This window comes from Flavobacterium sp. KACC 22763, assembly GCF_028736155.1.
Lineage (GTDB): Bacteria > Bacteroidota > Bacteroidia > Flavobacteriales > Flavobacteriaceae > Flavobacterium.
In genome coordinates this window covers 2,359,970-2,383,246 of the sequence record NZ_CP117879.1, presented here as the reverse complement: position 1 = coordinate 2,383,246, position 23,277 = coordinate 2,359,970, and the positions used below count along the sequence as shown (strand labels likewise).

Annotated in this window: 21 protein-coding genes and 1 pseudogene; 7 read left to right on the top strand and 15 right to left on the bottom strand. The window is 33.8% G+C overall.

Features of this window, described 5'->3' with window-relative positions; all coding sequences use genetic code 11:
* The 3 genes and pseudogenes from PQ463_RS09640 to PQ463_RS09630 form a co-directional block, all read right to left on the bottom strand.
* Positions 1-1,218, bottom strand: coding sequence for an efflux RND transporter periplasmic adaptor subunit (locus PQ463_RS09640; protein WP_111377245.1), 1,218 nt, complete (start codon positions 1,216-1,218; stop codon positions 1-3).
* A 248-nt stretch (positions 1,219-1,466) separates the two neighbouring features.
* Positions 1,467-2,060, bottom strand: coding sequence for a TetR/AcrR family transcriptional regulator (locus PQ463_RS09635; RefSeq protein WP_111377152.1), 594 nt, complete (start codon positions 2,058-2,060; stop codon positions 1,467-1,469).
* A 476-nt stretch (positions 2,061-2,536) separates the two neighbouring features.
* Positions 2,537-3,460: pseudogene (locus PQ463_RS09630) on the bottom strand (SMP-30/gluconolactonase/LRE family protein).
* 614 nt (positions 3,461-4,074) lie between these two features.
* On the opposite strand from PQ463_RS09630, the gene PQ463_RS23415 reads away from it, so the two are divergent.
* Positions 4,075-4,356: a cupin domain-containing protein gene (locus PQ463_RS23415; protein ID WP_443135193.1), complete on the top strand. Its 282-nt coding sequence runs from the start codon at positions 4,075-4,077 to the stop codon at positions 4,354-4,356.
* Between the two features lie 163 nt (positions 4,357-4,519).
* On the opposite strand, the gene PQ463_RS09620 is transcribed toward PQ463_RS23415, so the two are convergent.
* From PQ463_RS09620 to PQ463_RS09600, 5 genes are all read right to left on the bottom strand, one after another.
* Positions 4,520-4,864 carry a dimethylsulfonioproprionate lyase family protein gene (locus tag PQ463_RS09620; RefSeq protein WP_274257550.1) on the bottom strand — a complete coding sequence of 115 codons (345 nt, stop codon included), beginning with the start codon at positions 4,862-4,864 and terminating at the stop codon, positions 4,520-4,522.
* Between the two features lie 206 nt (positions 4,865-5,070).
* Positions 5,071-5,493 (bottom strand): DoxX family protein, encoded by a 423-nt coding sequence (locus PQ463_RS09615; RefSeq protein ID WP_274257549.1) that lies wholly within the window; start codon positions 5,491-5,493, stop codon positions 5,071-5,073.
* A gap of 258 nt (positions 5,494-5,751) precedes the next feature.
* Positions 5,752-6,546 (bottom strand): helix-turn-helix domain-containing protein, encoded by a 795-nt coding sequence (locus PQ463_RS09610; protein ID WP_274257548.1) that lies wholly within the window; start codon positions 6,544-6,546, stop codon positions 5,752-5,754.
* Positions 6,547-6,641: 95 nt separating this feature from the next.
* Positions 6,642-6,977, bottom strand: coding sequence for a hypothetical protein (locus tag PQ463_RS09605; RefSeq protein WP_274257547.1), 336 nt, complete (start codon positions 6,975-6,977; stop codon positions 6,642-6,644).
* Between the two features lie 293 nt (positions 6,978-7,270).
* Positions 7,271-8,830 carry a T9SS type A sorting domain-containing protein gene (locus PQ463_RS09600; RefSeq protein ID WP_274257546.1) on the bottom strand — a complete coding sequence of 520 codons (1,560 nt, stop codon included), beginning with the start codon at positions 8,828-8,830 and terminating at the stop codon, positions 7,271-7,273.
* Between the two features lie 802 nt (positions 8,831-9,632).
* Between PQ463_RS09600 and PQ463_RS09595 the strand changes: the two genes are divergently transcribed.
* The 3 genes from PQ463_RS09595 to PQ463_RS09585 all read left to right on the top strand — a co-directional run bounded on the left by PQ463_RS09595 (position 9,633) and on the right by PQ463_RS09585 (position 10,718).
* Complete coding sequence (locus PQ463_RS09595; protein ID WP_274257545.1) at positions 9,633-9,869, top strand: hypothetical protein; 237 nt, start codon at positions 9,633-9,635, stop codon at positions 9,867-9,869.
* A gap of 216 nt (positions 9,870-10,085) precedes the next feature.
* Positions 10,086-10,529, top strand: coding sequence for a DUF1877 family protein (locus PQ463_RS09590; protein WP_274257544.1), 444 nt, complete (start codon positions 10,086-10,088; stop codon positions 10,527-10,529).
* 33 nt (positions 10,530-10,562) lie between these two features.
* The gene (locus PQ463_RS09585) at positions 10,563-10,718 is read left to right on the top strand and encodes a hypothetical protein (RefSeq protein ID WP_274257543.1); all 156 of its coding nucleotides are present in this window, start codon (positions 10,563-10,565) and stop codon (positions 10,716-10,718) included.
* Between the two features lie 383 nt (positions 10,719-11,101).
* Here PQ463_RS09585 and PQ463_RS09580 read toward each other — a convergent pair whose 3' ends face one another.
* From PQ463_RS09580 to PQ463_RS09555, 6 genes are all read right to left on the bottom strand, one after another.
* Positions 11,102-11,590, bottom strand: a complete 489-nt coding sequence (locus tag PQ463_RS09580) for a hypothetical protein (protein ID WP_274257542.1) — start codon at positions 11,588-11,590, stop codon at positions 11,102-11,104.
* 135 nt (positions 11,591-11,725) lie between these two features.
* Positions 11,726-12,160: a hypothetical protein gene (locus PQ463_RS09575; protein ID WP_274257541.1), complete on the bottom strand. Its 435-nt coding sequence runs from the start codon at positions 12,158-12,160 to the stop codon at positions 11,726-11,728.
* Entirely contained in the window at positions 12,135-13,412 is a 1,278-nt protein-coding gene (locus PQ463_RS09570; protein WP_274257540.1) for a hypothetical protein, read from the bottom strand. Before PQ463_RS09570 ends, PQ463_RS09575 begins: the two co-directional genes overlap by 26 nt.
* Positions 13,413-13,673: 261 nt before the next feature.
* A complete protein-coding gene (locus tag PQ463_RS09565; RefSeq protein WP_274257539.1) occupies positions 13,674-14,762 on the bottom strand; it encodes an efflux RND transporter periplasmic adaptor subunit in 1,089 nt (362 codons plus the stop codon).
* Positions 14,763-15,072: 310 nt separating this feature from the next.
* The gene (locus tag PQ463_RS09560) at positions 15,073-18,363 is read right to left on the bottom strand and encodes an efflux RND transporter permease subunit (RefSeq protein WP_274257538.1); all 3,291 of its coding nucleotides are present in this window, start codon (positions 18,361-18,363) and stop codon (positions 15,073-15,075) included.
* 12 nt (positions 18,364-18,375) lie between these two features.
* Positions 18,376-19,761: a TolC family protein gene (locus PQ463_RS09555; protein WP_274257537.1), complete on the bottom strand. Its 1,386-nt coding sequence runs from the start codon at positions 19,759-19,761 to the stop codon at positions 18,376-18,378.
* A 174-nt stretch (positions 19,762-19,935) separates the two neighbouring features.
* On the opposite strand from PQ463_RS09555, the gene PQ463_RS09550 reads away from it, so the two are divergent.
* The 3 genes from PQ463_RS09550 (at position 19,936) to PQ463_RS09540 (ending at position 22,271) form a co-directional block, all read left to right on the top strand.
* Positions 19,936-20,973 carry a sensor histidine kinase gene (locus PQ463_RS09550; RefSeq protein WP_274257536.1) on the top strand — a complete coding sequence of 346 codons (1,038 nt, stop codon included), beginning with the start codon at positions 19,936-19,938 and terminating at the stop codon, positions 20,971-20,973.
* The gene (locus tag PQ463_RS09545; protein ID WP_274257535.1) at positions 20,970-21,674 is read left to right on the top strand and encodes a LytR/AlgR family response regulator transcription factor; all 705 of its coding nucleotides are present in this window, start codon (positions 20,970-20,972) and stop codon (positions 21,672-21,674) included. Before PQ463_RS09550 ends, PQ463_RS09545 begins: the two co-directional genes overlap by 4 nt.
* A 123-nt stretch (positions 21,675-21,797) precedes the next feature.
* Positions 21,798-22,271, top strand: a complete 474-nt coding sequence (locus PQ463_RS09540) for a hypothetical protein (RefSeq protein WP_274257534.1) — start codon at positions 21,798-21,800, stop codon at positions 22,269-22,271.
* Between the two features lie 183 nt (positions 22,272-22,454).
* Here the strand turns inward: PQ463_RS09540 and PQ463_RS09535 are convergent, their stop codons facing one another.
* Positions 22,455-23,219, bottom strand: a complete 765-nt coding sequence (locus tag PQ463_RS09535; protein ID WP_274257533.1) for an SDR family oxidoreductase — start codon at positions 23,217-23,219, stop codon at positions 22,455-22,457.
* Positions 23,220-23,277 lie beyond the last annotated feature (58 nt).

The following is a 23,277-nucleotide window of genomic DNA, read 5'->3' as shown; positions in this document are numbered from 1 at the left end:
TTATTTTTTGTTAGTTACTTCGGCAACTTTAGTTGATTTTTCAGGCTGAATCGCTTGCCCGTCCTGAAGTTTGTCAATACCGCTTAACACGATTTGGTCGCCAGTTTTTACACCTTCTTTAATTAAATAGTTGGTACCGCTTTTACCTACAACTGTTATAGGCATTTTAGTCACTTTGTTGTCTTTGCCTACAGTGAAAACAAATACTTTGTCTTGCATTTCAACAGTTGCTGCTTGCGGAACTAAAATGGCATCGTCATGGTTTAATCCTAAACGGATTCTTCCTGTGTTTCCAGAACGTAAAACCCCGCCTTTATTAGGGAAAGTCGCTCTAATAGTGATCGCGCCTGTAGTTTTATCAAACTGACCGTCAACCATATCGATTTTTCCAGTTTGAGGATACGCATTGTTATCAGCCAAAATCAAAGTAACTGGAGGTAATTTTTTGATTTTATCACCAAGTGAATTTCCAGCATATTGCTCTTTAAAGTTGATGAAATCAGTTTCACCCAAAGAGAAATAAGCAAATACTTCGTGTACATCTGATAAAGTAGTTAAAGGTTCAACATCTGTAGCAGAAACTAAACTTCCTTGTTTTTTAGGCAGTCTTCCAATGTATCCGCTTACTGGAGCTGTAACATTAGTATATCCTAAATTAATTTTAGCAGTACCAACCATTGCTTTTGCTTGTTCGATATTGGCAGCGGCAATTTTTTGAGAAGCTTTAGCTGTTTTTAACTGATAATCAGAAACTACTTTGTTTTGTACTAAAGGAGTCAACTTATCAACTTCTAAATTTGCGTTGATCAAAGCCGCTTCTGCAGCGTGAAGACTTGCTAAAGCATTGTTTAACTGCTCACGGTACGGACGCTCATTGATTTTGAATAAAGTTTGTCCTTTACTTACATATGCACCTTCGTCTACATAAATTCTGTCAAGGTTTCCGCTTACTTGTGGGCGAATTTCAACATCGACAGTTCCTTGTATAGAAGCAGGATATTCAGAGTCAGTTGTGGTGTTAGCACTTGTAATAGCCAATACTGGTAAAACTGGAGGAGGAGGAGCAGTAGGAGCCTGATTTTTATCGGCACAGCTGCTTAAAACTAGGGCCAGAATAAAACTGGTTATAATTACATTTTTCATTTTCATAGTGGTTTTAATTGGTTGAACATTTTCTCGGATTAATTCTTTGGGCATTCTGGCATTCTCGGGATTCATATTTAATTGAATTAAATTATCTAACGTTGTTAAGTAAAAGAGCGCAAATTTCTATACAGTTAAGCTTTTCCAATTTTATTTAAAATCAGTATTAAATTATCTAACGTTGTTAAGTAAAAGTCTAAAAAAAGAGCTTTTATTACCTTTATTAAATTTTCTAACAGTGTTAAGCGAAAGTTATAAAAAAAAGGATTTTATGTTATCCCGTTTAAATCATTTTACACTGTTAAGTAAAATTGAAAATTTTTTTATTGTATAGATTTGATGATACCAGTAATAGCATCCTTCAAAATCTGAGCATTTATTGTTTCTAAAATATCACTTTTGTTAATGATGTTGATGGCGATTAAACCATGAATAACAGAAAAGAAAGTAAAATATTTTTGTTTGATGATATCTTCACTAGGATTGCTGTCCTTCATAATTTCAGCAATAACCCCAGTAAACAATTTGTAAGGTGCTTCCTGAGCCGAACATCGCTGTGCGCAGCAAGTCATTTGAACACCAAACATAAGTTGATACATTTCAGTATTAGTAAAAGCGAAATCCCAATAAGTCATCCACATGGCTTCTAACTGATCTTCGGGTTTTTCAAACTTGTCTTTTGCAGTCTGCAACTCTTTAGCCAGTTTTAAAAAACCTTTGCCTGTCAGCTCTTCTAAAATTGCTTCTTTATTCGAGAAATATTCATAAATAATAGGAGCAGTATATTCGATTCTGTCGGCAATTTTACGCATACTCAAACCATTCCAGCCTTCATCTTTTACGATATCATAAGCAGCGCCAAGAATATTATTTCTTGTCTCTTCTTTTTGTCTTAAAATTCGATCTTTGCTAGCCATTGTATTCAAGTATTAAATCGTTTAACACTGTTAGGCAAATGTATGGCAGATTTTCGAATTTCAAAATATTTTTATCATAATATTTTCTTATTGTTCCATAGATGGATTTGGAAGCCTTGAATTTATTGAGGTTTTCGCTTTTAATATTTTTTAGAAGCAGGACATTTTTCGTTTTTAAGAACGTTTTGTCCCGCTCTACATTATATTTTTTGTGGTGAACCCCACCACAAAAAGATGCCATTTCGATCGGGGCTAGGAGAGAACTTGTATTTTTCATTAGAACTTTGTCAAAGTTTACCACAAAGTTTGTCATTTCGAGGAACGAGAAATCTTCGCAAGTAGCTCGACAAAGATTATCGATTTAGATTGTGGAGTTTCTTGTGAAGATTTGCTTCGCCTAGTCGCTATCGCTCGGGTCTCGTTCCTCGAAATGATAAGATTGTGAAAAATCGATAATAAAATCGATGATTTATTGATTACTTCATTCCGCGAACATTCATTTCAATCGTATAAACACTTTTGCTGGCAGTAATAAATAATGTTTTGAATTTTTTTCCTCCAAAACAAACATTAGCTGTCCAAGGTTCAGGAACATCAATATGGGCTATTTTTTCTCCTTTTGGATTGAATATGGTAACTCCTTTTCAGCATAAGTAAATATTTCCCGATTCGTCTATTGTCATTCCATCTGAACCTGATTCGGTAAACAGCGTCTTTTTACTTAAAGAACCATTACTTTCGATTGTATAAGAGTATGTTTTATTTCCTGCTATATCAGCAACGTATAAGGTTTTTCCATCCGAAGCGCCAATAATGCCATTTGGTTTTAAAAGATCATTTTCAACGTTGGTAATTCTGGATTTATCCGGAGATAAATAGTAAACGCATTCTTTCTCTATTTCTTTGGAGGTATGTGTCCAGTAATCCCTTTGGTAAAATGGATCTGTAAAATAGATGCCGCCTTTTGGGTCAACCCAAAGATCATTAGGACCATTCAGCCTTTTTCCTTCAAAGTTGTTTAGTAGTACAGTATAATTTTTGTTTTTGTCTATTTTCCAAAGTTCATTTTTCTCATCGGCGCAAGCCACAAGATTGCCTGCGTGATCAAAATACAAACCGTTAGCTCTTCCTGCATTTTCCATAAAAACAGAAAGTTCACCATTAACCGACCATTTCATGATTCTATTATTAGGCTGATCGGTAAAATAAATATTTCCTTTCTTATCAGCTGCAGGTCCTTCTGTAAAACTGAATTGATCTGATAGTTTTGTAAGAACTGCGCCTTTTGCTATTATGGAATGGCTCTTTTCTTTTGATGTCTGAGCGTATATAAAATTTGTAAAAATTAAAGCAGTAAGAAATAAAAAGTATGATTTTATTTTAAGTTGGAGTGGGGTCATTATAAAAAGGTTTAAAACTTACTTTTGAAGCGGTTTTAAAAGTAGTTTTTATTTTTGATATTCTGCAAAGTCGGGTTCAAATTTGCTCGTAGTTGAAGACTTTTTTTGCGTAACATTACAAAAAGAAATTGCAAAAACTTTGTCAGGCTGAGCGAAGTCGAAGCCCGCAATGATAATCAACAATCAAAAATTAGAATTGACTTTGAAGTAGATTTTATAAGTTATATTTCTTTTTAAAATACTTATAAACATATTCTGCTTCAATATATAGCTTATTATCTTGATTAATTTGTCTATCTAAAATTTCCTGTTGATAAGAAGATAATTTATAAGGATTTATTTTTGAACTGTCTGAATACTTTTTATTACTGTTTTTCATAATTAATAATGTCATACTTATTAACGACAGATTTTATTTTTTTATATAAAGCTCAATAAATTATTTTCGTAACATTACAATAAAAAAAATAAAAACCCTAACCCTCCTAAAAACCACAATTACTGTTTTAGTTTTCCAGCAAACCTTTTCTCAGGAAACCCAAAAAGAAACTCCGCAATATAACATCGAAAACTGTGTCAATCATTTTGATATAAACAAAGCCACCAAAACCAAAGTGGGTTACCAATATTGGTTTGCCAATAAAGATTTCACTCAAGAAAACACTTTGAAAATGAGCATTGTCGAACCTGGCAAATCGACACACGCGCCACATCACCACCCTGAAGAAGAGTTTTTCTATATTTTAGAAGGAACTGCCGAATTCTTTCTAGACGGAAAAACCGTTACAGCGGGTCCAAATACCAGTTTCTATTGTCCGCCAAACGCCGAACACGGAATTAGCAATGCAGGGAAAACAGATTTAAAGTATTTGGTTATTAAAAAGGATTTGAGGTAAATACAGCAGAAAATCAATTATCTAAATTGCCTCCAGCTTTAGCTTGGGGGGTAATAATTTAGTAATAGAAAAAGGCTTTAGCCAAAAATAGATTTGCCCAAAGCCTAAACAAAGAATTACGAATAAGTCTGTAGCTAAAGAGGTTGGCTACTAGATATTTTGTTTACTTCAAAATGACAACCTCTTCAGGAATCATAAACAAAAGCGTACAGCCAGTTCTAGAAAACACAGAATGCGTGCTTCCTGGGGGCATGTACAAATAATCGCCTGCTTTTAGTTGGTCTTTTCCAGAGCGAACTTCGCCTTCTAGAACATAGATTTCTTCGCCCGCTGGATGAACATGATTCGGGTATGAAGCACCGGGTTCAAACTTTAAAAGAAAAGTAGGAGGACGGTTAGTAGCGGCATCAAAGCGTAATACTTTAGCATAAATTCCGTCTGTTTTTACACCTTCTTCTTGAAGAGGTTTCCATTCTAATTCGTTGCTTTTTGTGATTTTAGTTTCCATATGTATTCAAATTTAATTTGTTAAGTTATTGGATAGTTATTTTAAACACATTAAAACATAGAGTTTGTAAACTTATAAAGGCGTTTCACTTATATTAGTAAACATGGCTATGTGTGAAAATCTAGATTTTTTTTAATTGCCTTTTTTCTAATATTTTATAATCTATGTTTCTATGTGTTAGATTTTTTTGTAAACCATAGGAGTTATTAGATTCTTAAAAAATACTCATCCAAACTCCATCGGTATTTGTCTGCGGTGGCTAAGAGAAAAGCGCCCATAGAAAAAACAAATACAGAATAATCGAGCGGATCTTTTATTCCGAAGGAATAAGTCATTGCCAGCGCAAATAGAAAAGTTAAGATAGAAGCGCCAACAGCCATTTTTCTGGTCTGATATCCAATCAGCAGTAAAATAGCAAATAAGGTTTCCAGAAATGTGCTTATAATTGCAATTGACGGAATAAAACTTTTTGGCAAAAAAGAATTTACACTTTCGGCGTAAGCCAGAAAATTTTCCCAACCCGAAGATTGTTTCCCAAGCAAACCCAACCGACTTGAAACGGCAGATAAAAATCCAATTGCCATTGCGATTCGTAAAAGCAAAATGGCATAATCTTGATATCTTTTCATAAACTATTGTATTAGTAATTAATCAGATACAAAGATCGGGCGGTGATGCTATTTAAAGAATAGAGAATCTTGGAAAAAGCATGTAATGGAACATTCTGTGCGATTTATTTAAACACATAGAAACATAGAATTGTTGTCGTAAAAAAAAGGCGTTTCACTTGTTTAAACAAACATAGCTATGTGTTGAGAAACGAGTTTCTCTTTTGCCTTCTTTATACGTATTTAAAAATCTATGTTTCTATGTGTTTAGAATAATCGTTACAGCTGAACAACTTTCTCTTTATAAGATTTTGGAGAAATATTCGTGTGTTTCTTGAAGAAGTTCGAAAAATAAAAAGGATCATTAAAGCCCAAAGCATAAGCCGTTTCTTTTACCGATAATTTCTCGTACGTAAACAAACGTTTTGCTTCTGAAATAATCAGTCCGAAAATGATATTTTGTGCGGTTTTATTGCAATGCAGTTTAGAGAGTTCATTTAACTTGGCTTCGGTTGTGCCAATTAAATCGGCAAATTCATTTACCGAAAGATTTTTGTCAAAATTACCGCGAATAGCTTCCAGAAAATGAAGAAACAAAGCGTCTGGTTTGTAGATTTCTTCTCCCAGTTTTATTTTAGAACGATTGATTTCGATTAAAATCAATTGAATTCTAGAATGAATAGAGATGAGGTATTGATATGGTTTTTGGGCAATTTCCTGCTCGATAAGCTGTAAAGCATCCACAACCAATTTGTCGTCATCTACTTTTATCACTTCATTCATTGCAAAATGGCAGAACAAGCTGTTGTGAAAAATCAGCTCAATGTCATTATCGTTTTTACAGAAGAAATCATAAGTAAATTCTAGAACAAATCCGGTTGCATTGTTGCTGTTTTTTATAAAATGAATTTGGCCAGACGTTATCGTTAAGACCGAATTTTTGGTGATTAGATATTCGTTTTCGTCTACCGAAAGTGTTATTTCGCCCGATGTGCAAAATAGCAGCACATATTTTAATACGCGTCTAGGATGCTTTAAATCTTCTGCCTGTTCAAACGTCTTTATTTCAATCATTTGTTTTGATTTTTAAATGCAATCCCGATAGCTATCGGGAGCTCATATTTTGTAAAGTTATGCATTTAAAAAAAAGTTTTTCACGCTTCATAACATTAATCTGCATGTTTTTCAAAATAATGGAAAGCCATTTCTACAATTGCCTCTTTTGTGGTAAAACTGTATTGTACTCCATGATGGAGTGTGTAGGAATCTCCCAGTTCAGGATAATGCTGTTTTCCATCTATCTGAAAGGGATCTAAAACCGAAAGCCAGAGATTGCGATGTCGATCTTTGAAATAGAACTGATTTCGATCTGAAACGACTAAGATCGTTCCGTTGTCATTGTCAAGAATCGAAGTATGGGTACTGTCCTCATAATCACCCATAATAGTGATATTGGTGTTGTATTTTTTGGACATTATTTCTGCAATTTTTTTTGTTAGTGGCATTAAAAGTGGTATTTAATTTATCGAGGATAGTAAATTTAAAACAGTGGGTTTTATCAATATTACCCCTAAAAGTTATTTTTGTATCAAAATAAGGTTTTTTTGCATTTAGTTTATCATTTCAACCAGAGGGAGAAATCGCACTTGTATATCGACAAAGATTTTGAATCTTTATTTGAGTGAGAAATAAAGATTATAAAATGACAAACCTCGATTTTTTTAAGATCGAGGTTTCTTAATTTAAAATGAAATATTATATCCGCAGTAAGCTAAAAACTCTCACCACCAAACGCTTTTTATTTTTTTATAATTTTTTGTGTATATTTTTTATTTGAAGAAAATGCATTAATAATATACATGCCCGAAGTTAGCTGTTGTGTATTAATTTGATTGGTTTTCTGATTTTGTTCTAGTATCGTCTTACCATTCATATCAGTAATAATAACTTTATCAATCGGTTCTCCATTTTGAGATTCAAAATTTAATACCGAAGAAACAGGATTTGGATAAGTAATGAAATAATCAGATTTGAATTCATCTACAGATAAATGATCTGCTGCCAATTTAACGATCCATCCATCGGCCGATCCTTTTAAGTTGGTAACATCTCCATTATTTGAAAAAGTATAGCCTGCCATAATATAGCTCCCATCACTATCCTGGATAATTGATTCTATACGATCAGAACTGTTTCCGCCAATATTTTTTTGCCATTGTAAACTCCCAGTTTGATTTATCTTTACAATCCAAGCATCAGATGCCCCTTTGTTTCCTGTTAGATCGTTATCTAAAGAAGAAGATGATGCTGTAAAAACATAACCTCCATCAGAAGTTGGAGCAATATCAGTTCCTTCATCATTTGCAGTACCTCCAAAAACTTTTTGCCATTCTATAGCTCCCGAAACATTAATTTTTACAACCCAAACGTTACCGCTTGTATCATTAGAAGTTACATCGCCATCTGTTGATGCAGTGCTTCCTATAGCAATAAAACCGCCATCAGGAGTTAATGATATAGATTTAAAAGTATCAGTTTTACTTCCGCCATATGTTTTTTGCCAATCTATATTTCCTAAATTATTTAGTTTAACTATCCAGCCATCAGAATATCCTTTATTTATTGTGACATCTCCATCAGTAGATACACTCATTCCGCATAAAATAAAACCGCCGTCTGTAGTTTGTTTAATGCTATAGGCATATTCATCTTGTGTACCTCCTAAGGTCTTCTGCCATGTTATATTTCCTTGTGTATTTAGTTTTACAACCCATATATCATATGCATTCGTAGTGCCATTACTGTGCAGACCACTAACATCACCATCGTTAGAAATGCTGTTTCCTACAACAATATATCCTCCGTCTGTTGTTTGCGAAATGCTATAAGATCTTTCTGTTATTGATCCTCCTAATGATTTCTGCCACTCTATAACACCTAGCGAATTCAATTTTACAATCCAGTAATCACCACTAGTATAAGTTCCATGATTAAAGGTGGCATCTCCATCATTAGATTCTGAATATCCTGTTACAATATAACCTCCATCATTGGTCTGCTGTACACAATCTGCATAATCTTGTTTTGAACCGCCGTATGTTTTCTGCCATTCGGTTACTAGATTTGAATTCAGTTTTACAATCCACGCGTCATATTCTCCTTTGTTTATTGTTAAGTCTCCATCGTTAGAACTTGTTGCGCCAGCTATGATATAACCTCCGTCTGAGGTTTTCTTTATGTTGCTAAAGCTTTCAGTTTTTGTTCCTCCAAAGCATTTTTGCCATTCAATTGTAGGCGCTTGTGCATATATGTGTAATGATAATGGAAATATAAAAGAAAGGAGTAATCTTTTTTTCATAGCGAATGGGGTGGTTTTTGGTTAGATTTTGTTAGTATTGTTTGTAAATTAACATAGTGGTTGCGACAAATATATTATTTTTTGATTTTGATTGATGAGGTGTTTTTTGTTTGTCTAACAGAACAAAAAAAGAGCAATTCCTCTCAAACCAAAGTAGAACAGCCCTTTAAACGAATTTTTAAATTTGTATTTCTAAGGTACTGTATAGTTTTTGTAGTATTTTAATTTGATTGCTTTATTGTTCACGAGCGGGAGGCTCGCGCTAGATTGGCGATTTAGATTGCTGGGTTTCGACTTCGCTCGGCCTGACAAATGTTTAATGTTCTTTTGCGCACAGTTTGTCATTTCGATCGAAGAGAGAAATCTCCACAAGTAGCTCGACAAAGATTGGCGATTTAGATTGCGGGGCTTCGACTTCGCTCAGCCTGACAAATGTTTCATCTTTTTTACGTTCTGTTTGTCATTTCGAGGAACGAGAAATCTCCACAAGTAGCTCGACAAAGATTGGTGATTTAGATTGTGGAGTTTCTCGCGAAGATTTCTCGTTCCTCGAAATGACAAAAATGCGGTTGAAATATAGATTTGTTATATTTGATAAAACGAATATATTTATTGAAAGAAAAATCTTTCTTTTTAAAATAGTTTTCTCTACATTTGAAGTTCCTAAAAAATTACGACTTTAAATTAGAGCAAGATTTGCCCTTGTATTATGTGTACGGTATCGGAAACGACCGTAAACGCCGTCGTAAGCGTTAGGAACACTAAGATGCAAGGGTTTTTATATTCCTAATATTACGACATTATGAGTACAAAAAACACCCTTTCCAAAGAAGCCGAAACAAGGCTGATTGATTTTTTTAACCATATTATGGATCCCGAAGATATGGCTAAAATCTTAAGACAAGTAAATTGCATTTTAGCTCTCGGCGTAATGCGACAACACGAAACCCTCCAAATCGGACTAACCAATTTCGAAGACAATTATTATTGGCTCAATGAATTGGCGGAAATTTTGAATCCTTATTTGAGTGAGGAGTAGAGATTATGAAATGGAAAAACCTCGGCTTTTTAAGGTCGAGGTTTTTTGTTTGCAATCATTATGTATATTTCGTAATACTTGCGCAAGTGCCCGCTCGTTACCGTAATCCAGATCAATGCAAATTAGAAATGAATAATGTGAATGTCTTACTGTAAATATTATATTTGCTTATTAGACATTTAACCTTTTGTAAAAACTATTAATTAGAAAACCATTATGGCATTAACAGGTTCACTATACAAACTTTCAAACGAGGAATTAAAAAATCATAAAAAGAATAAATTTTCGGAGTTAGAATCCTTGAAAGAAACTGCTGATTTAAGCTACTTTGCGATTGATTTATTAGAAATATTAAATAAGTTCTCAGGACTTGGCAGTGAAGCGGTAGGAAAGATAATTCAAGGTGATAATTCATTTTCTCCCGAAGATGGTTATATTGGTTATTCAAGCTCTGAAGAAGTTAAAAAAAATAAAGAAACGATATTAGACAATATTACAATTGAAAAGTTTTTAGAATTTTGGGAAACTGGTGAAAAAGAAAATTTTGCCCACACAAGACCTCAGAATAAAGCTTTTGTCGTAGAATATTTTGAAAATATTAAAGAAGCTTATGAAATAGCAGTAAATGAAAATGAATCCTTAATTTTTAGAATAGGATAAAGATTTTTTAGCCATATTATAAATCCCAAAGATATGGCTAAAATCTTAAGACAAGTAAATTGCATTTTAGCTCTCGGCGTAATGCAACAACACGAAACCCTCCAAATTGGATTAACCAATTTTGAAGACAATTATTATTGGCTCAATGAATTGGCGGAGATTTTGAATCCTTATTTGAGTCAGGAGTAGGGTTATTTAAATAATAAAAATAAGCCGCTTTATATAAAGCGGCTTAAAAATTAAAGTCTACTACAATGACTACAAAGTGGTTTTCCACCAGTTCCTGGTCGAAGATTAACTTTTTCAATGTTGTTTCCTTCTGTACAACTTGTGTTGTTGTGATACACAGATTGTTTTACACTGTGAAATGCAGCTGTTTTTGCCATAATAAATTATTTTATAATTAATATGGAGAAAATTAGTGCAGTTGGATTATAGTATTTTATGGAAATCCATAATAGATTATTTTTTGAAAATAAATTTTGTCTCACGAGCGAGACGCTCGCGCTAGCAATGGGGAGCAAGGTTTTTATATATTTCATTCTCTGTTTTTGAAAATGTATTGCAAAAAACTATTCCAGAAAAACATTTATGGTATTAAAACTCTCAAAACTATCTTCAAAATCTTTGCTAAAAGGAATGTTCTTATAATAAAGATTACAATAATATTCGCCCCTATTCTTTCCTGCATTGATTTTCGAAGCAGTATTTTTAAAATCAAAAAATTTGTATTTTTTATTTTTGTCTGCTTCAATTATAATAGTATCGGATTTTAAAATTTTAGAATCTATATAATATTTATTATCCGAATCTTTAATTCTTTGGTATTCTATTTTCTTAGTTTTTCCATCTTTTCCAATTAAAATTATTTGGAATTTTTTTAACATTTTAGTTTTACTTATATTTCTATAAAAAGTAATATAAATTCTTTCTCCATCTGCAATAAATTGAGATGAATTACAGCGATTATTATTTTTATAATCTTGTATTTTAAAAAAACAGTAGCGAAAAACAAAAAAAGCAATTATACCCCCTAATAAGATTGATACTATATTTTTCATTTATTTACATTTAATATAACCATTATAATTATTCATAAAGTGTGAAGAAGATATTACTTTTTTTAAATATCGATTGCTACCATTTGGATTAGTGGCCTAGGTATATGCCTTAAAATCTATGTTTATTTACTTTTATTAAGGTGAAAGATAAATCTCTTCATCTTCTGTAAATTCTGTGCCATCAAATTTATAAACCGTTACGTAAGGTGTTCCTATTGATTCCATACAAACTTCTTTTGAATCAGTTATAAAGTGTAATTTGTTTTTCAATTTAATAAAAGTAGTATCAGTTTTGTAAATTGTATCTTCCGTGGCAAATTTTAATTTAATCAATAGTGTATTATTTGATAGTTTTTCAACAACTTCTAAATGACCTTTATTAATTATTTTATTATTGCGTTTTACAAAAAAAGATGATTTTTTAATATCATTTTTATTTATGTTTTTCATTTTTATAGTTGTGTAATTATATGATAAAACATATTCTTTGCATGTATAATTTCTTTTGCATCCAATCAAAATAAGAATTGTAAATGCTATAATTTTATTTTTTGAATTTAATATATCCATAAAAATTTGTATTAAAAACGGTACTGCGTATGCGCGAATTTATATTTAACTTTTGCCAACAATAATATGAAAAGCTATATTCATTTTTTATAGGATCTATTATCAAATTTCCTTCATAAGCAATCCAATGGTATTGTGTTGTACATCCTACATAACTTATTGAATCATCAAGCATGTCAGAATCTATTAATAAAATAATATGCCATCCTTGATTAAATAATTTTTCGATTTCTAATAATTTATTTGAAAACTCCCTTCCAGTAATGATAAATGTTTCGTCTGCAACCAAACTAGCTCCATACAAGTCAAGCGCCGCTTGAATCATATACTTTGGCCAATTTATAGCATTCCAATCTTCTCCTTTTTGTCCCAAATATTTTGTGTTATCTGAACTTCTAGTTCCTGCTAATATAATCCAATCAGTTTGATGCATTAATTGATGAGGAATACATGGTTGTCCATTTGAATAGTAATCATAATGCGGGTATTTAAAATTATTTAAATCTGGCTTACAATCATATAATGCTGGATTTGGGCTCAGCTTAAATTTATTTATTATTATTTCGCCTGTTCTAAAAAACTCCATATAATTATTATAAAAATCATTTGGGTAATCTTGAGCATAAAAATATAAGAGTGCAGCTGTACCACATAATGATGTAGCATGCTGATTAATTTTTTCAGGATTATTTTTTCTGATAGTCAATCCATCTTGAAAAGTCATCCTATCAAACCACCTAAAACGATTATGTTTCCATTCTTTATATTCAGCTTCTCTTTCTGCATTATAGACATAGGCGCGAACATAAAGGTAACGTCCGCACATATCTTCGTCATTCATTGTCATTGTTATGGAATCTCCTTTTGCAGAAAGAGGTATTTCTAACCATTTATTTTGGGACGGACTGTGATATTTCACCATCCATTTTATATTAGCAATATTTATTGGAGGATTTTGAAAATAACTTTTCACTTTAAAATGATATGTTTTTCCAAAAATCATTCCGTCTTGATAATTGCCAGATTTATCATTTGCAGAACCTTGATCTAATGGTGTCAAAAGCTCAATTTCTTTTACAGCTCCATTGATTATTTTTATGGGTGGTGGTTGAGGATCACCATAGCTGTAACTTTCGGCAAAATACTCTATTTTTCCATTTGAATTATGTTCAATACCTCCTTTTGCATAAACTCTCGAAATTCCGCCTGTTTTTTCTATAATATTTCCTTTTACTCTAATATATTCTGACATAAGTACTGTTTTTTTACTTTTGATTTTATTGTTAATTAGTAAATATATACTTAGATATTTTTGGATTAGCTCCTCTAAAAGTTATTAAAGTAACAGAAAAAGGTAATTTTTGTAAAAATGCGATATGAATTGAGAAAAAACAAAAAAAGGACAGTCCCTCCAATTAAAGAAGAACTGCCCTTTTAGGCAAATTTTTAAATTTGCATTCCTAAGAATGCGTACAGTTTTTGGTAATCACTAAATTGAAGACTAAAACGCAGGTTATTCGTTTATGACATCGCCTTCCTTAGTTTCTTCGCTGGCAATTTTTACCAGTTTATCGTTTGGAGTTAAGTCGCCGAAAATTTCAATTTTATCTTCGATTTCTCTTCCTTTTTTAATGTCAACTCTTGTCGCTTTGTGGTTTACTACTTTTACCACATAAATTCCTTCTGCAGAACTTACTACTGCTGATTTTGGCACTACAAATGTGCTGTCTTTCGCGTTAAGCGGTAATAAAACTTCGGCAACCATTCCAGGCAATAAATTCCCTTTGGTGTTGTGAACGTCCATTTCAACTCTTTCAGAACGCAGTTTTAAATCTAAAGCGCCAGACATTCTGGTAATTTTAGCTGAGAAAGTATCTGGCAGCGATTTTACATTAAAACTCATTTCGTCGCCTGAGTGCAAATAGCCTGTGTACAATTCTGGTACAGAAACCGCCAAACGTAATTTGCTTTGTTCCTGAATAGTTAATAAAGGCAAATCTGAACCTTTTCCTGCTGGGCCAACAAATGTTCCTAAATTGACATTTCTAGCCGCTACAACGCCATCAAAAGGAGCACGAATTTCTAAGTAACCTCTCATAATCGCAATTTCTTTATGAGCTGCAATTGCCGCTTGAAGCTGTGCGTAATCAGAATTCTTTTTTCCGCTTGCCATTTCTAAGTCGTTTTTAGAAATCGTTCCTTCCACTTTGCTTGTTTCATACAAACGGTTGTAAGTGCTTTTGCTGGTTGCGTAAATCGCTTCCATAGATTTTAGTCTAGATTCAGCAGCAGCCAATTGCGAGCTTATTTCTGGTGCTTCTAAAACAATTAAAAGCTGTCCTTTTTTTACTTTCGTACCAATATCAACTTTTAAAGTTTTTACGAAACTGCTCACTTTTGCATACAAATCAACTTGTTGAAAACCGGTTAATTCAGCTGGTAAACGCAATTCTGTTGTTAGTTTTTCTTTCGATAAAAGGAAAGTTTCAACTTTAGGTTCTATTTCTGCTTTCGCAGTTTCTTCTTTTTTCTTTTCGCAGCTGCTTAATACAACTAGTGCTGTAACTAATAATGCAGATGATTTTATAATGTTACTTTTCATAAATGTTGAATTTATTTTGCATAGGTCATTTATGTTATCGCCTTTTAATTTTTCGGTATTTGTTTTCAACAAATTATTTTTTGTTGGCGATTTCATTTTTTGGTTTTTATATAATGAATATGTTTTTTAACTCTTTGGGATTAATTGTTTTAACACATAGATACATAGATTTTCTTTGTGCACAAAAGGCGTTTCACTTGTTTCAATGCACATAGCTATGTGTGAAAACTAGTTTTTTCTTTTACCTTTTTTATTTAAAACTAAAATCTATGTTTCTATGTGTTAAAAAAAAATAATTACACTCAACGAGTTATGACTTTCCAACTTTCGACTTACTTATTGATGAAATATAATGGATGCTTTCTTCGTCTTCAGGATCTAAAGAAACAGATTGTGTCGATGTTTTTTCTTGTGCCCACGCAAATATCTGCGGAAGGATTAATAATACAGCAAAAGTAGAAAATAATAATCCACCGATAACCGCTCTTCCTAACGGAGAAACTTGATCGCCTCCTTCGCCGTGTCCAATTGCCATTGGCAACATACCCATAATCATCGCAACAGAAGTCATGATAATTGGACGAAGACGTAATGCAGCAGCTTCACGAGCAGATTCTAAGGCGTTTCCGTTTATTTTTCGAAGCTGTTCGGCATTTGTAACCAAAAGAACGGCGTTGGCAATAGAAACCCCAACCGACATGATGATTCCCATATACGATTGCAAGTTAAGCGTAGAACCTGTAATAGTCAGCATTAATAAAGCTCCTAAAACCACGGCAGGAACCGTTGTTAAAATAACAAGCGAAACTTTGAACGATTGGAAATTAGCGGCCAGCATTAAGAAGATTACAAACACAGCGACCAATAATCCTGTTTGCAAGCTGCTTAATGTCTCTGTCAGTACAGTACTTAATCCGATTGGCGTGATAAACAAACCACGTGGTAATTCTCCCAATGAACTAATCGTTTTGCTCACATCTTTTGATGCCGTCCCCAAATCGGTTTTATAGATGTTTGCAGTAACGGTAATGTACGGCATGGCCCCTAAATTGTCATTTTCACCACTTACAAAGCCAGGTGTAATTTTGGCAACGTCACTTAAAACAGGACGAAGCGAATTTTTTAATACCGGAATTTCTCCAATATCGGTTTTGCTTTTCATTTTGTTTAAAGGCACTTGAACTTGAACAGAATATGATAATCCTGCTTTTTCGTCTACCCAGTTGTTTTTCTCTGTATAACGTGAAGATGAAGTTGAAGCTACCAACGATCTTGAAATATCATTCATATCAACTCCCAATTCGGCAGCACGGGTTCTGTCAATATCAATATTCATTGCTGGATAATGTATTGGTTGACCAATTTGAACGTCTCTGAAATACGAAATTGCTTTTAGTTTATTTACAATTTCAGTCGCGTACAATTCGTTTCGTTTTTTGTCTTTTCCTGCTACTCGAATCTCAATTGGAGTAGGAGAACCTTGGCTTAGAACTTTATCCGTCAATTCGATTGGCTCAAAAGAGAGTTTAGTATCAGGAAGTACTTTCTTAAGTCTTGCTCTAAATTCGTCTTTAAAGTCATCCATATCTTCCTCGTAGTCTTTTAAACTTACTTGGAAAACCGCTTCGTGAGAACCAGCCATGAAAAGATAAATCGGGTTGATCGAGAATAGAGAAGGGTGCTGACCGACATATACGGATGTAATTCCGATATGATCTTTTCCGACCATTTTCTCCAATTCTTTTAAAACAATTCTGGCTTGTTCTTCGGTTCTTTCCAAACGCGTTCCGTCAACGGCACGCATTCTTAACTGAAACTGACTAGAATTGGTTCTTGGGAAAACGTCTTTTCCGATAAAATTAATGAACACAATGGCTAAAAGTGTTGCTCCAACCAAATAGGTCACAGTCGTTATTTTTTTATGAACAAACAAACGGTCTAAAGTTCGCATAAAACGATTTCTGAATCTTTCGAAACCGCTTACTTTTCCATCATTGTTGAAATCTTCTCTTTCAACCAAATCCTTTTTCTGACCAATTAAATTTTGTTCAGATTCTGGCGTTAAACCGCAGTCGTTAAACTCAGCTTCATCATCTGTAATCTCTGGTCCATGCGCATGTTTTTCATGTCCTTTCATCATCCAGTTGGCCATAACAGGCACAAAAGTTTGAGACAATAAGAACGAAATAACCATTGAGAAACCAATTGCCAAAGCCAAAGGCAAGAACAACGCTCCCGGAATACCAACCATAGTAAATGCTGGCGCAAATACGGCAAGAATACAAAGAAGGATCAATAATTTTGGCAAGGCGATTTCCTTACAGGCGTCCCAAATGGCGAGCGCTTTTGGTTTTCCCATGTCGAGATGCTGGTGAATATTTTCGATCGTTACGGTACTTTCATCCACCAAAATACCAATTGCCAAAGCTAATCCTGATAATGACATTAAGTTGATCGTTTGTCCGAATAATTTTAGGAATAAAACTCCAGAAATAATCGAAATCGGAATCGTCATAATTACGATTAATGCAGCACGACGGTCACCCAAGAATAATAAAACCATTAATCCGGTTAAAACCGCACCAATAATTCCCTCAGTAATCAAACTTTTAACCGAGTTGATTACATAAACCGACTGGTCAAATTCGTACGTAATGTTTACATCTTCAGGAAGCGTGCTTTGAATTTTAGGAAGTTCTTTTTTCAATTTTTGAACCACATCCCAAGTCGAAGCGTCTCCCGCTTTTGCGATACTAATGTAAACCGAACGTTTTCCGTTTACTAAAGCATAACCTGCTGTAATATCGGCACCGTCTTTTACAGAGGCAACATCGCCTAATTTTAAGTTCTGAACACCGCCTTTAAATAACGGAATCTGTTCAAAATCTTTAACTTCTTTAATCGTATTATTTGTTGGCGTAATATAGTTTTTGTCGCCCATACGTACGTTTCCAGAAGGAGCCGTTTGGTTGTTCAAACGAATCGCGTCAACAATCTGGTCTGGCGTCATATTATGAGAACGCAATAAATCTGGATCAACGTTTACCTCAATAGTTCTTGGACTTCCTCCAAAAGGTGCTGGCGATAATAAACCAGGAATTGCAGTAAACGAAGCACGAACATAAACGTTGGCTAAATCCTGTAATTCGTTGTTGGAACGTATTTTACTGCTCAAAACCAATTGTCCAATTGGAAGTGAAGAAGCATCAAAACGAATGATAAACGGAGGCTGTGTTCCCGGAGGAAAAGCCGCTTGGATTCTGTTTGAAAGCGCACTTAACTCGGCAGCAGCCTGAGCCATGTTGGTTCCTTCATAATAGGTTAATTTCATAATCATTAACCCCTGAATATTTTTGGTTTCTACCGATTTGATACCATTCGAGAAAGGTAAAACGTTTACGTAGTTTTTGGCAAAATAAGCCTCCATCTGATCTGGCGTGTAGCCTCCAAACGGATGCGCAATATAGATAACCGGCAAATTCATTTTTGGCAGAATGTCTACCTTAATGTCTCTGATGGCACCAATTCCGAAGAAAAATAGACCCGCAACCAATACTAAAATGGAAATGGGTTTGCGGAGTGCAAAACGTATTAAATTCATTAGGATTTATAATTAAAATTCATTTATAAATAAGTCAAAATTTCCTGTTGCAGCGACTTTTAATAAGTATGATTGCCACACATTGTTATTGACAATATCTCGATCGATTTCAGCGCGATTTAGCGTAAACATGGTTTGAGTTAAATCAGTCAAATCAGTTAAACCATTTTTGTATAAGGTCGATTTCTGAATGTAAGCTCTTTGCGCGGCATCAACCTGAATTGGCGCTTCGGCATAATTTTCCAAAGTAATTTTGATTTTATCTTCGGCAAATGTCAGCTGCGATTTCAATTCTCTATCAGCCTGATTGTATTCTTCCTGCAAAGCTTGAGAAACAAATTTCTGAGCGCTTACTTGTTTGCTTGATCTGAAAGGCGTGGTTAAATTCCACGTAATTCCAACTCCAACCAAATAATTGGTACGATCTGGATTTACGCCATCCCAATAATTTCTCGTAAATGCATTTTGATTGGTTGCATACGAATTGTCAAATCCTGAAGCTCTGGTTTGTAAAACCCCAAAAGCACTCATTGTTGGATAATAGAATCGTTTGTACAATTTAACCTGCTGATTGCTGTAATCGATTTTGGTTTTATAGAATTGTAACAATGGGTGAAGGCTGTCTGTGGCAGTTTCTTTGGTTACCAATTCTTTTGGAATCTGAGTAACAAATAAAGTATCGGTTACAAAATCCTGAGGCGCAACGCCCATTAAATCGACTAATTTGTTGTTTTGTTCCTTAACAAAGTTTCGGGCTAAGTTTAAAGCGATTTTTGCTTTAGAAACTTCGGCTGTAGCCAATGTAGAATCGACTCCGGCCAATAATCCGTTTTTAACTCTCGCAACAGCTGTCTTTTTGAAGACTTCTGCGCGGTCTAAGTTTTTTTGCTGCGAAATCAGCAATCTTTGGCTTGCCAATAAATTCAAATAAGCAGCCGAAATTTTGATTTCCTGCTGGAATTTTTCCTGCTGTAAATCTTTTTCTTTAGCCTGAACATCAATTTTAGATAAATTGATTTTTTCCTGTGTTTTTCCGAAAGTGAAAAAATCCCAGTTCATGTTGACTAAATAAAGCGCACCAAATGCTGAGTTCCAGTTTTGTTCTGGTAACGGAAGTCCCGATGATGCAACTCCTAAACCTCCAAAACCATAAAGCGGTCCGTTTTGTCCGTTTACGGTTCCGTAATCCTGCTGTGCCGATAAATTCAGGTTTGGCAGGTAATCACGGCGAGATTGTTTTAGAGTCTCTTTTGATGCATTGGTGTAATTGTTTTTTGCTCGGATAGAACCGTAGTTTTCAAGACCTATCTTTAATGCTTCTTTTAAAGACAGGGTTTGAGCATAACCGATTGAGGCAAAAATCAATAAAAATAGAATGGTAATTTTTTTGAAATACATAAACTCAAGGTGTGAATAGAAATGTTTTTGATGCAACAAATTTATTTCTCTTGTACTGATAAAAGTCAGGTTAAGTGATGTACTGCACTAGTAAATGACGAATTGAATTGGTCATTTTTTGAAAAAAATAATTAAATATTTGTTCGTACTTTGTAAACTATTTCACAATTAAGAATGAACAAAAGAATTGATAACATATTGGATAACAAATGGTGGCAGGAGGTTGCCGTTGTCCTTTTCTCTTTTACAATATATACCCTAAAAAACGACTGGATGCTCTTTAGTTCCTTCGTTTCTATTGCAATGGGTGTATTTTTTTATTGCATTTTATACATGCATGCCCAATTTAATCGTTTTTTTATCCTTCCGATTTTATTTAAAGCAAACAAACCTTTTACCTATATCGTTTTAACGCTTTTTGGAGTTTTTGTATTTTCTGTCATTTTGTATGAAATCACAAAAATGGATATGTTTGCCAATTGCCATTTATACCAAAACTCGCATCAGAGAAGTTATGCGTACCAATTGGCCAGCGTTTTAGGAACTTTGGTCTGCATTCTGAGTCCGATAATTGTTTTTAAGTTTTATCGTATTCACAGAAAACAAACCGATGCGGCTTTATTGTTCAATCAAATGCAATTGAATTCATTGAAAGGACAATTAAATCCGCATTTTTTGTTTAATACTTTTAATACACTTTACGGAATTAGTCTTCAGTTTCCAGATAGGACACCAGATTTGATTATGAAGGTTTCGCAGTTAATGCGTTATCAGTTAGAAAGCAATAGCAAACAATGCGTATCTTTAGAAGACGAATTGGAGTTTATAAATAGTTATGTGCAGCTTGAAAAAGAACGTGTTGGTTACAGATGTGATATTACTTTTGAAAGCAATGTTGACAACGAAAATGCCTATAAAATTTCGCCAATGCTTTTAATTGCATTTATAGAAAATGCTTTTAAACACGGAACCTGCGCTATTGAAAAGTGTTTTGTAAAAATTACAATTTCTGTCGAAAAGGGATTGCTACATCTTCATGTGGCCAATTCAATTCCGAAGAAAAATGATGTGATTTCGACCAAAATTGGCTTAAAAAACACTATCGAACGTTTGAATTTAATTTATGGGAAAGACTATAAATTGGATATTCAAGACGACAAACAAGTTTATATTGTTGATTTAGAAATACAGCTAAAAAAGTTTGTAGGATGAGAGAAACAAAAAGATGCATTATTGTAGACGATGAACCCGCTGCGCATTACGTTCTGGCCAATTATATCAAACAGAATCCGCAATTGGAATTGGTTTTTCAAGGATATAATGGCATTGAAGCGATGAATTATCTCAGAGAGAATCCAGTCGATTTAATGTTTTTGGATATCAATATGCCTGAAATTTCTGGAATGGAATTGCTTAAAATTCTTCCCACGCATCCTAAAACCATTTTGACTACAGCATATTCTGAATTTGCTCTTGAAAGCTACGATTACGGCGTAATTGACTATTTGCTGAAACCCATTTATTTTCCAAGATTTCTAAAAGCAATTGATCGTTTTTTTGCGACCGAAAGTGTAAAACAAAAAGCGGAAGAAACCGTAAATTCGGTTAGTGTAAAAGTAGATGGCTATTTGATGGAGATTGAATTGGATCAGCTTTTGTACGCACAGAGTTTTGGTAATTATGTAAAGCTTCATACTACAAAAAGAACTTATTTGGCATCGATTACCACAACAGAATTTGAAAAGTGTCTGCCAGAAAAAAGTTTTATGCGTATTCATAAATCGTATATCGTGGCGCTAGATAAAATTGATGCAACCGAAAAAGATTTTGTGGTCATTAAAAACGAAAGAATCCCAATCGGAATTACATACAAAAGAGAACTAACAGACCGATTAAAAAAGCTCGAATTGTAATTGAATACTTGATTTTAGAAGAGTTGTTTCAGCTGATAAAAAATGTTAATCCCTTCATGTTATCGTAAGAGAAAAAGTATTAATTTTAATACGTTACTAAAGTTTAATTTTAAAAATGAAACTATGAAAAACGTGTTTTTGTCTTTTACTTTTTTATGCAGTAGTTTTTTAATTGCACAGGAAGGAACGAATATGAAAAAGGAAATCACGCCCCCAGAAAAGGTGCGGTTTGCTTTTGAGAGAGAATATCCAGGGAAAGTGCCAGTTTGGTCTGAAGAATATGTGGGAGATGATGCAGATGAAATTCGTTTTGAAGCGCGATACAATGTAGACGATAGAACCAAAGCGGTAGCGATTTATGATAATCTGGGAAACATGAAAGCTTATGAGTTGCAGATTCCGTTTAAACAGCTTCCGATAAAAGCACAGTCGTATTTAAAGAAGAATTATAAAGCAAAAGCCATTCAAGAAATTGCAATGGTGGTAGACGATAAGAAAAAAACAACCTACGAAGTTGGCGTAACAAAAGAGGCCAAATTTTACGATATAGTTTTTGACGCAGAAGGAGATTTTGAAGTCTCAGTCGAAAAGAACTAAAAAAGCTTTACTAATTCAAATATTATTTGAAATGACAAACCCGATGAGTTTTTAATGCTTATCGGGTTTTGTTTTTTGTAATAGTTATGAGTTATGAGTTATGAGTTATGAGTTATGAGTTATGAAGTGCCACTAACCATCAACCATCAACCATCAACCATCAACTATAAACCATCAACTATATTAAAGCATCATTCCACCAGAAACTTCGATTCGTTGTGCATTTACCCAGCGCGCATCTTCAGTACATAAAAAGGCTACAACACCGCCAATATCATCTGGTAATCCAACTCTTCCTAAAGCAGTCACAGAAGCAATCTGCTGATTCATTTGTTCATTATCGCGAACAACTCCGCCACCGAAATCAGTTTCAATAGCGCCTGGGGCTACGATATTGGCTCTAATTTTTCTTGCGCCCAATTCTTTTGCCTGATATCTGGTTAAAGTTTCCATTGCACCTTTCATAGAAGCATAAGCCGCATAACCTGGGAAAGAGAATCTTGCTAAACCTGTTGAGATGTTTACGATTCCGCCACCGTCATTCATTACGTTTAATCCTTTTTGAGTCAAGAAAAAAGGTCCTTTGAATTGAATATTAGTCAACTGATCAAATTCTGCTTCAGTTGTTCCGACAAATGAATTGTGAATTCCGATTCCTGCATTATTTACTAAAAAATCAAATTTGTCTGTTTTAAAAGTGCTTTTTAGAACCGATTTTACTTCTTCAAAGAAAGCATCAAAAGTTCCTGATTCTGCTACATTTAATTGTAATGCCGCTGCTTTTTGACCTAAACTTTCAATTTCTGAAACTACGGCATCAGCTTCTTCTTTTTTACTGTTGTATGTAATAATTACATCCAATCCTTTTTTTGCAATCGCTATTGCCATATTTTTTCCTAAACCTCTGCTACCACCTGTAACTAGAGCTATTTTTGTATTTACTACCATATTTTAATTGTGAATTGTGAATGGTTAATTGTGAATTATTTGATGTTTTTTGTTGTCA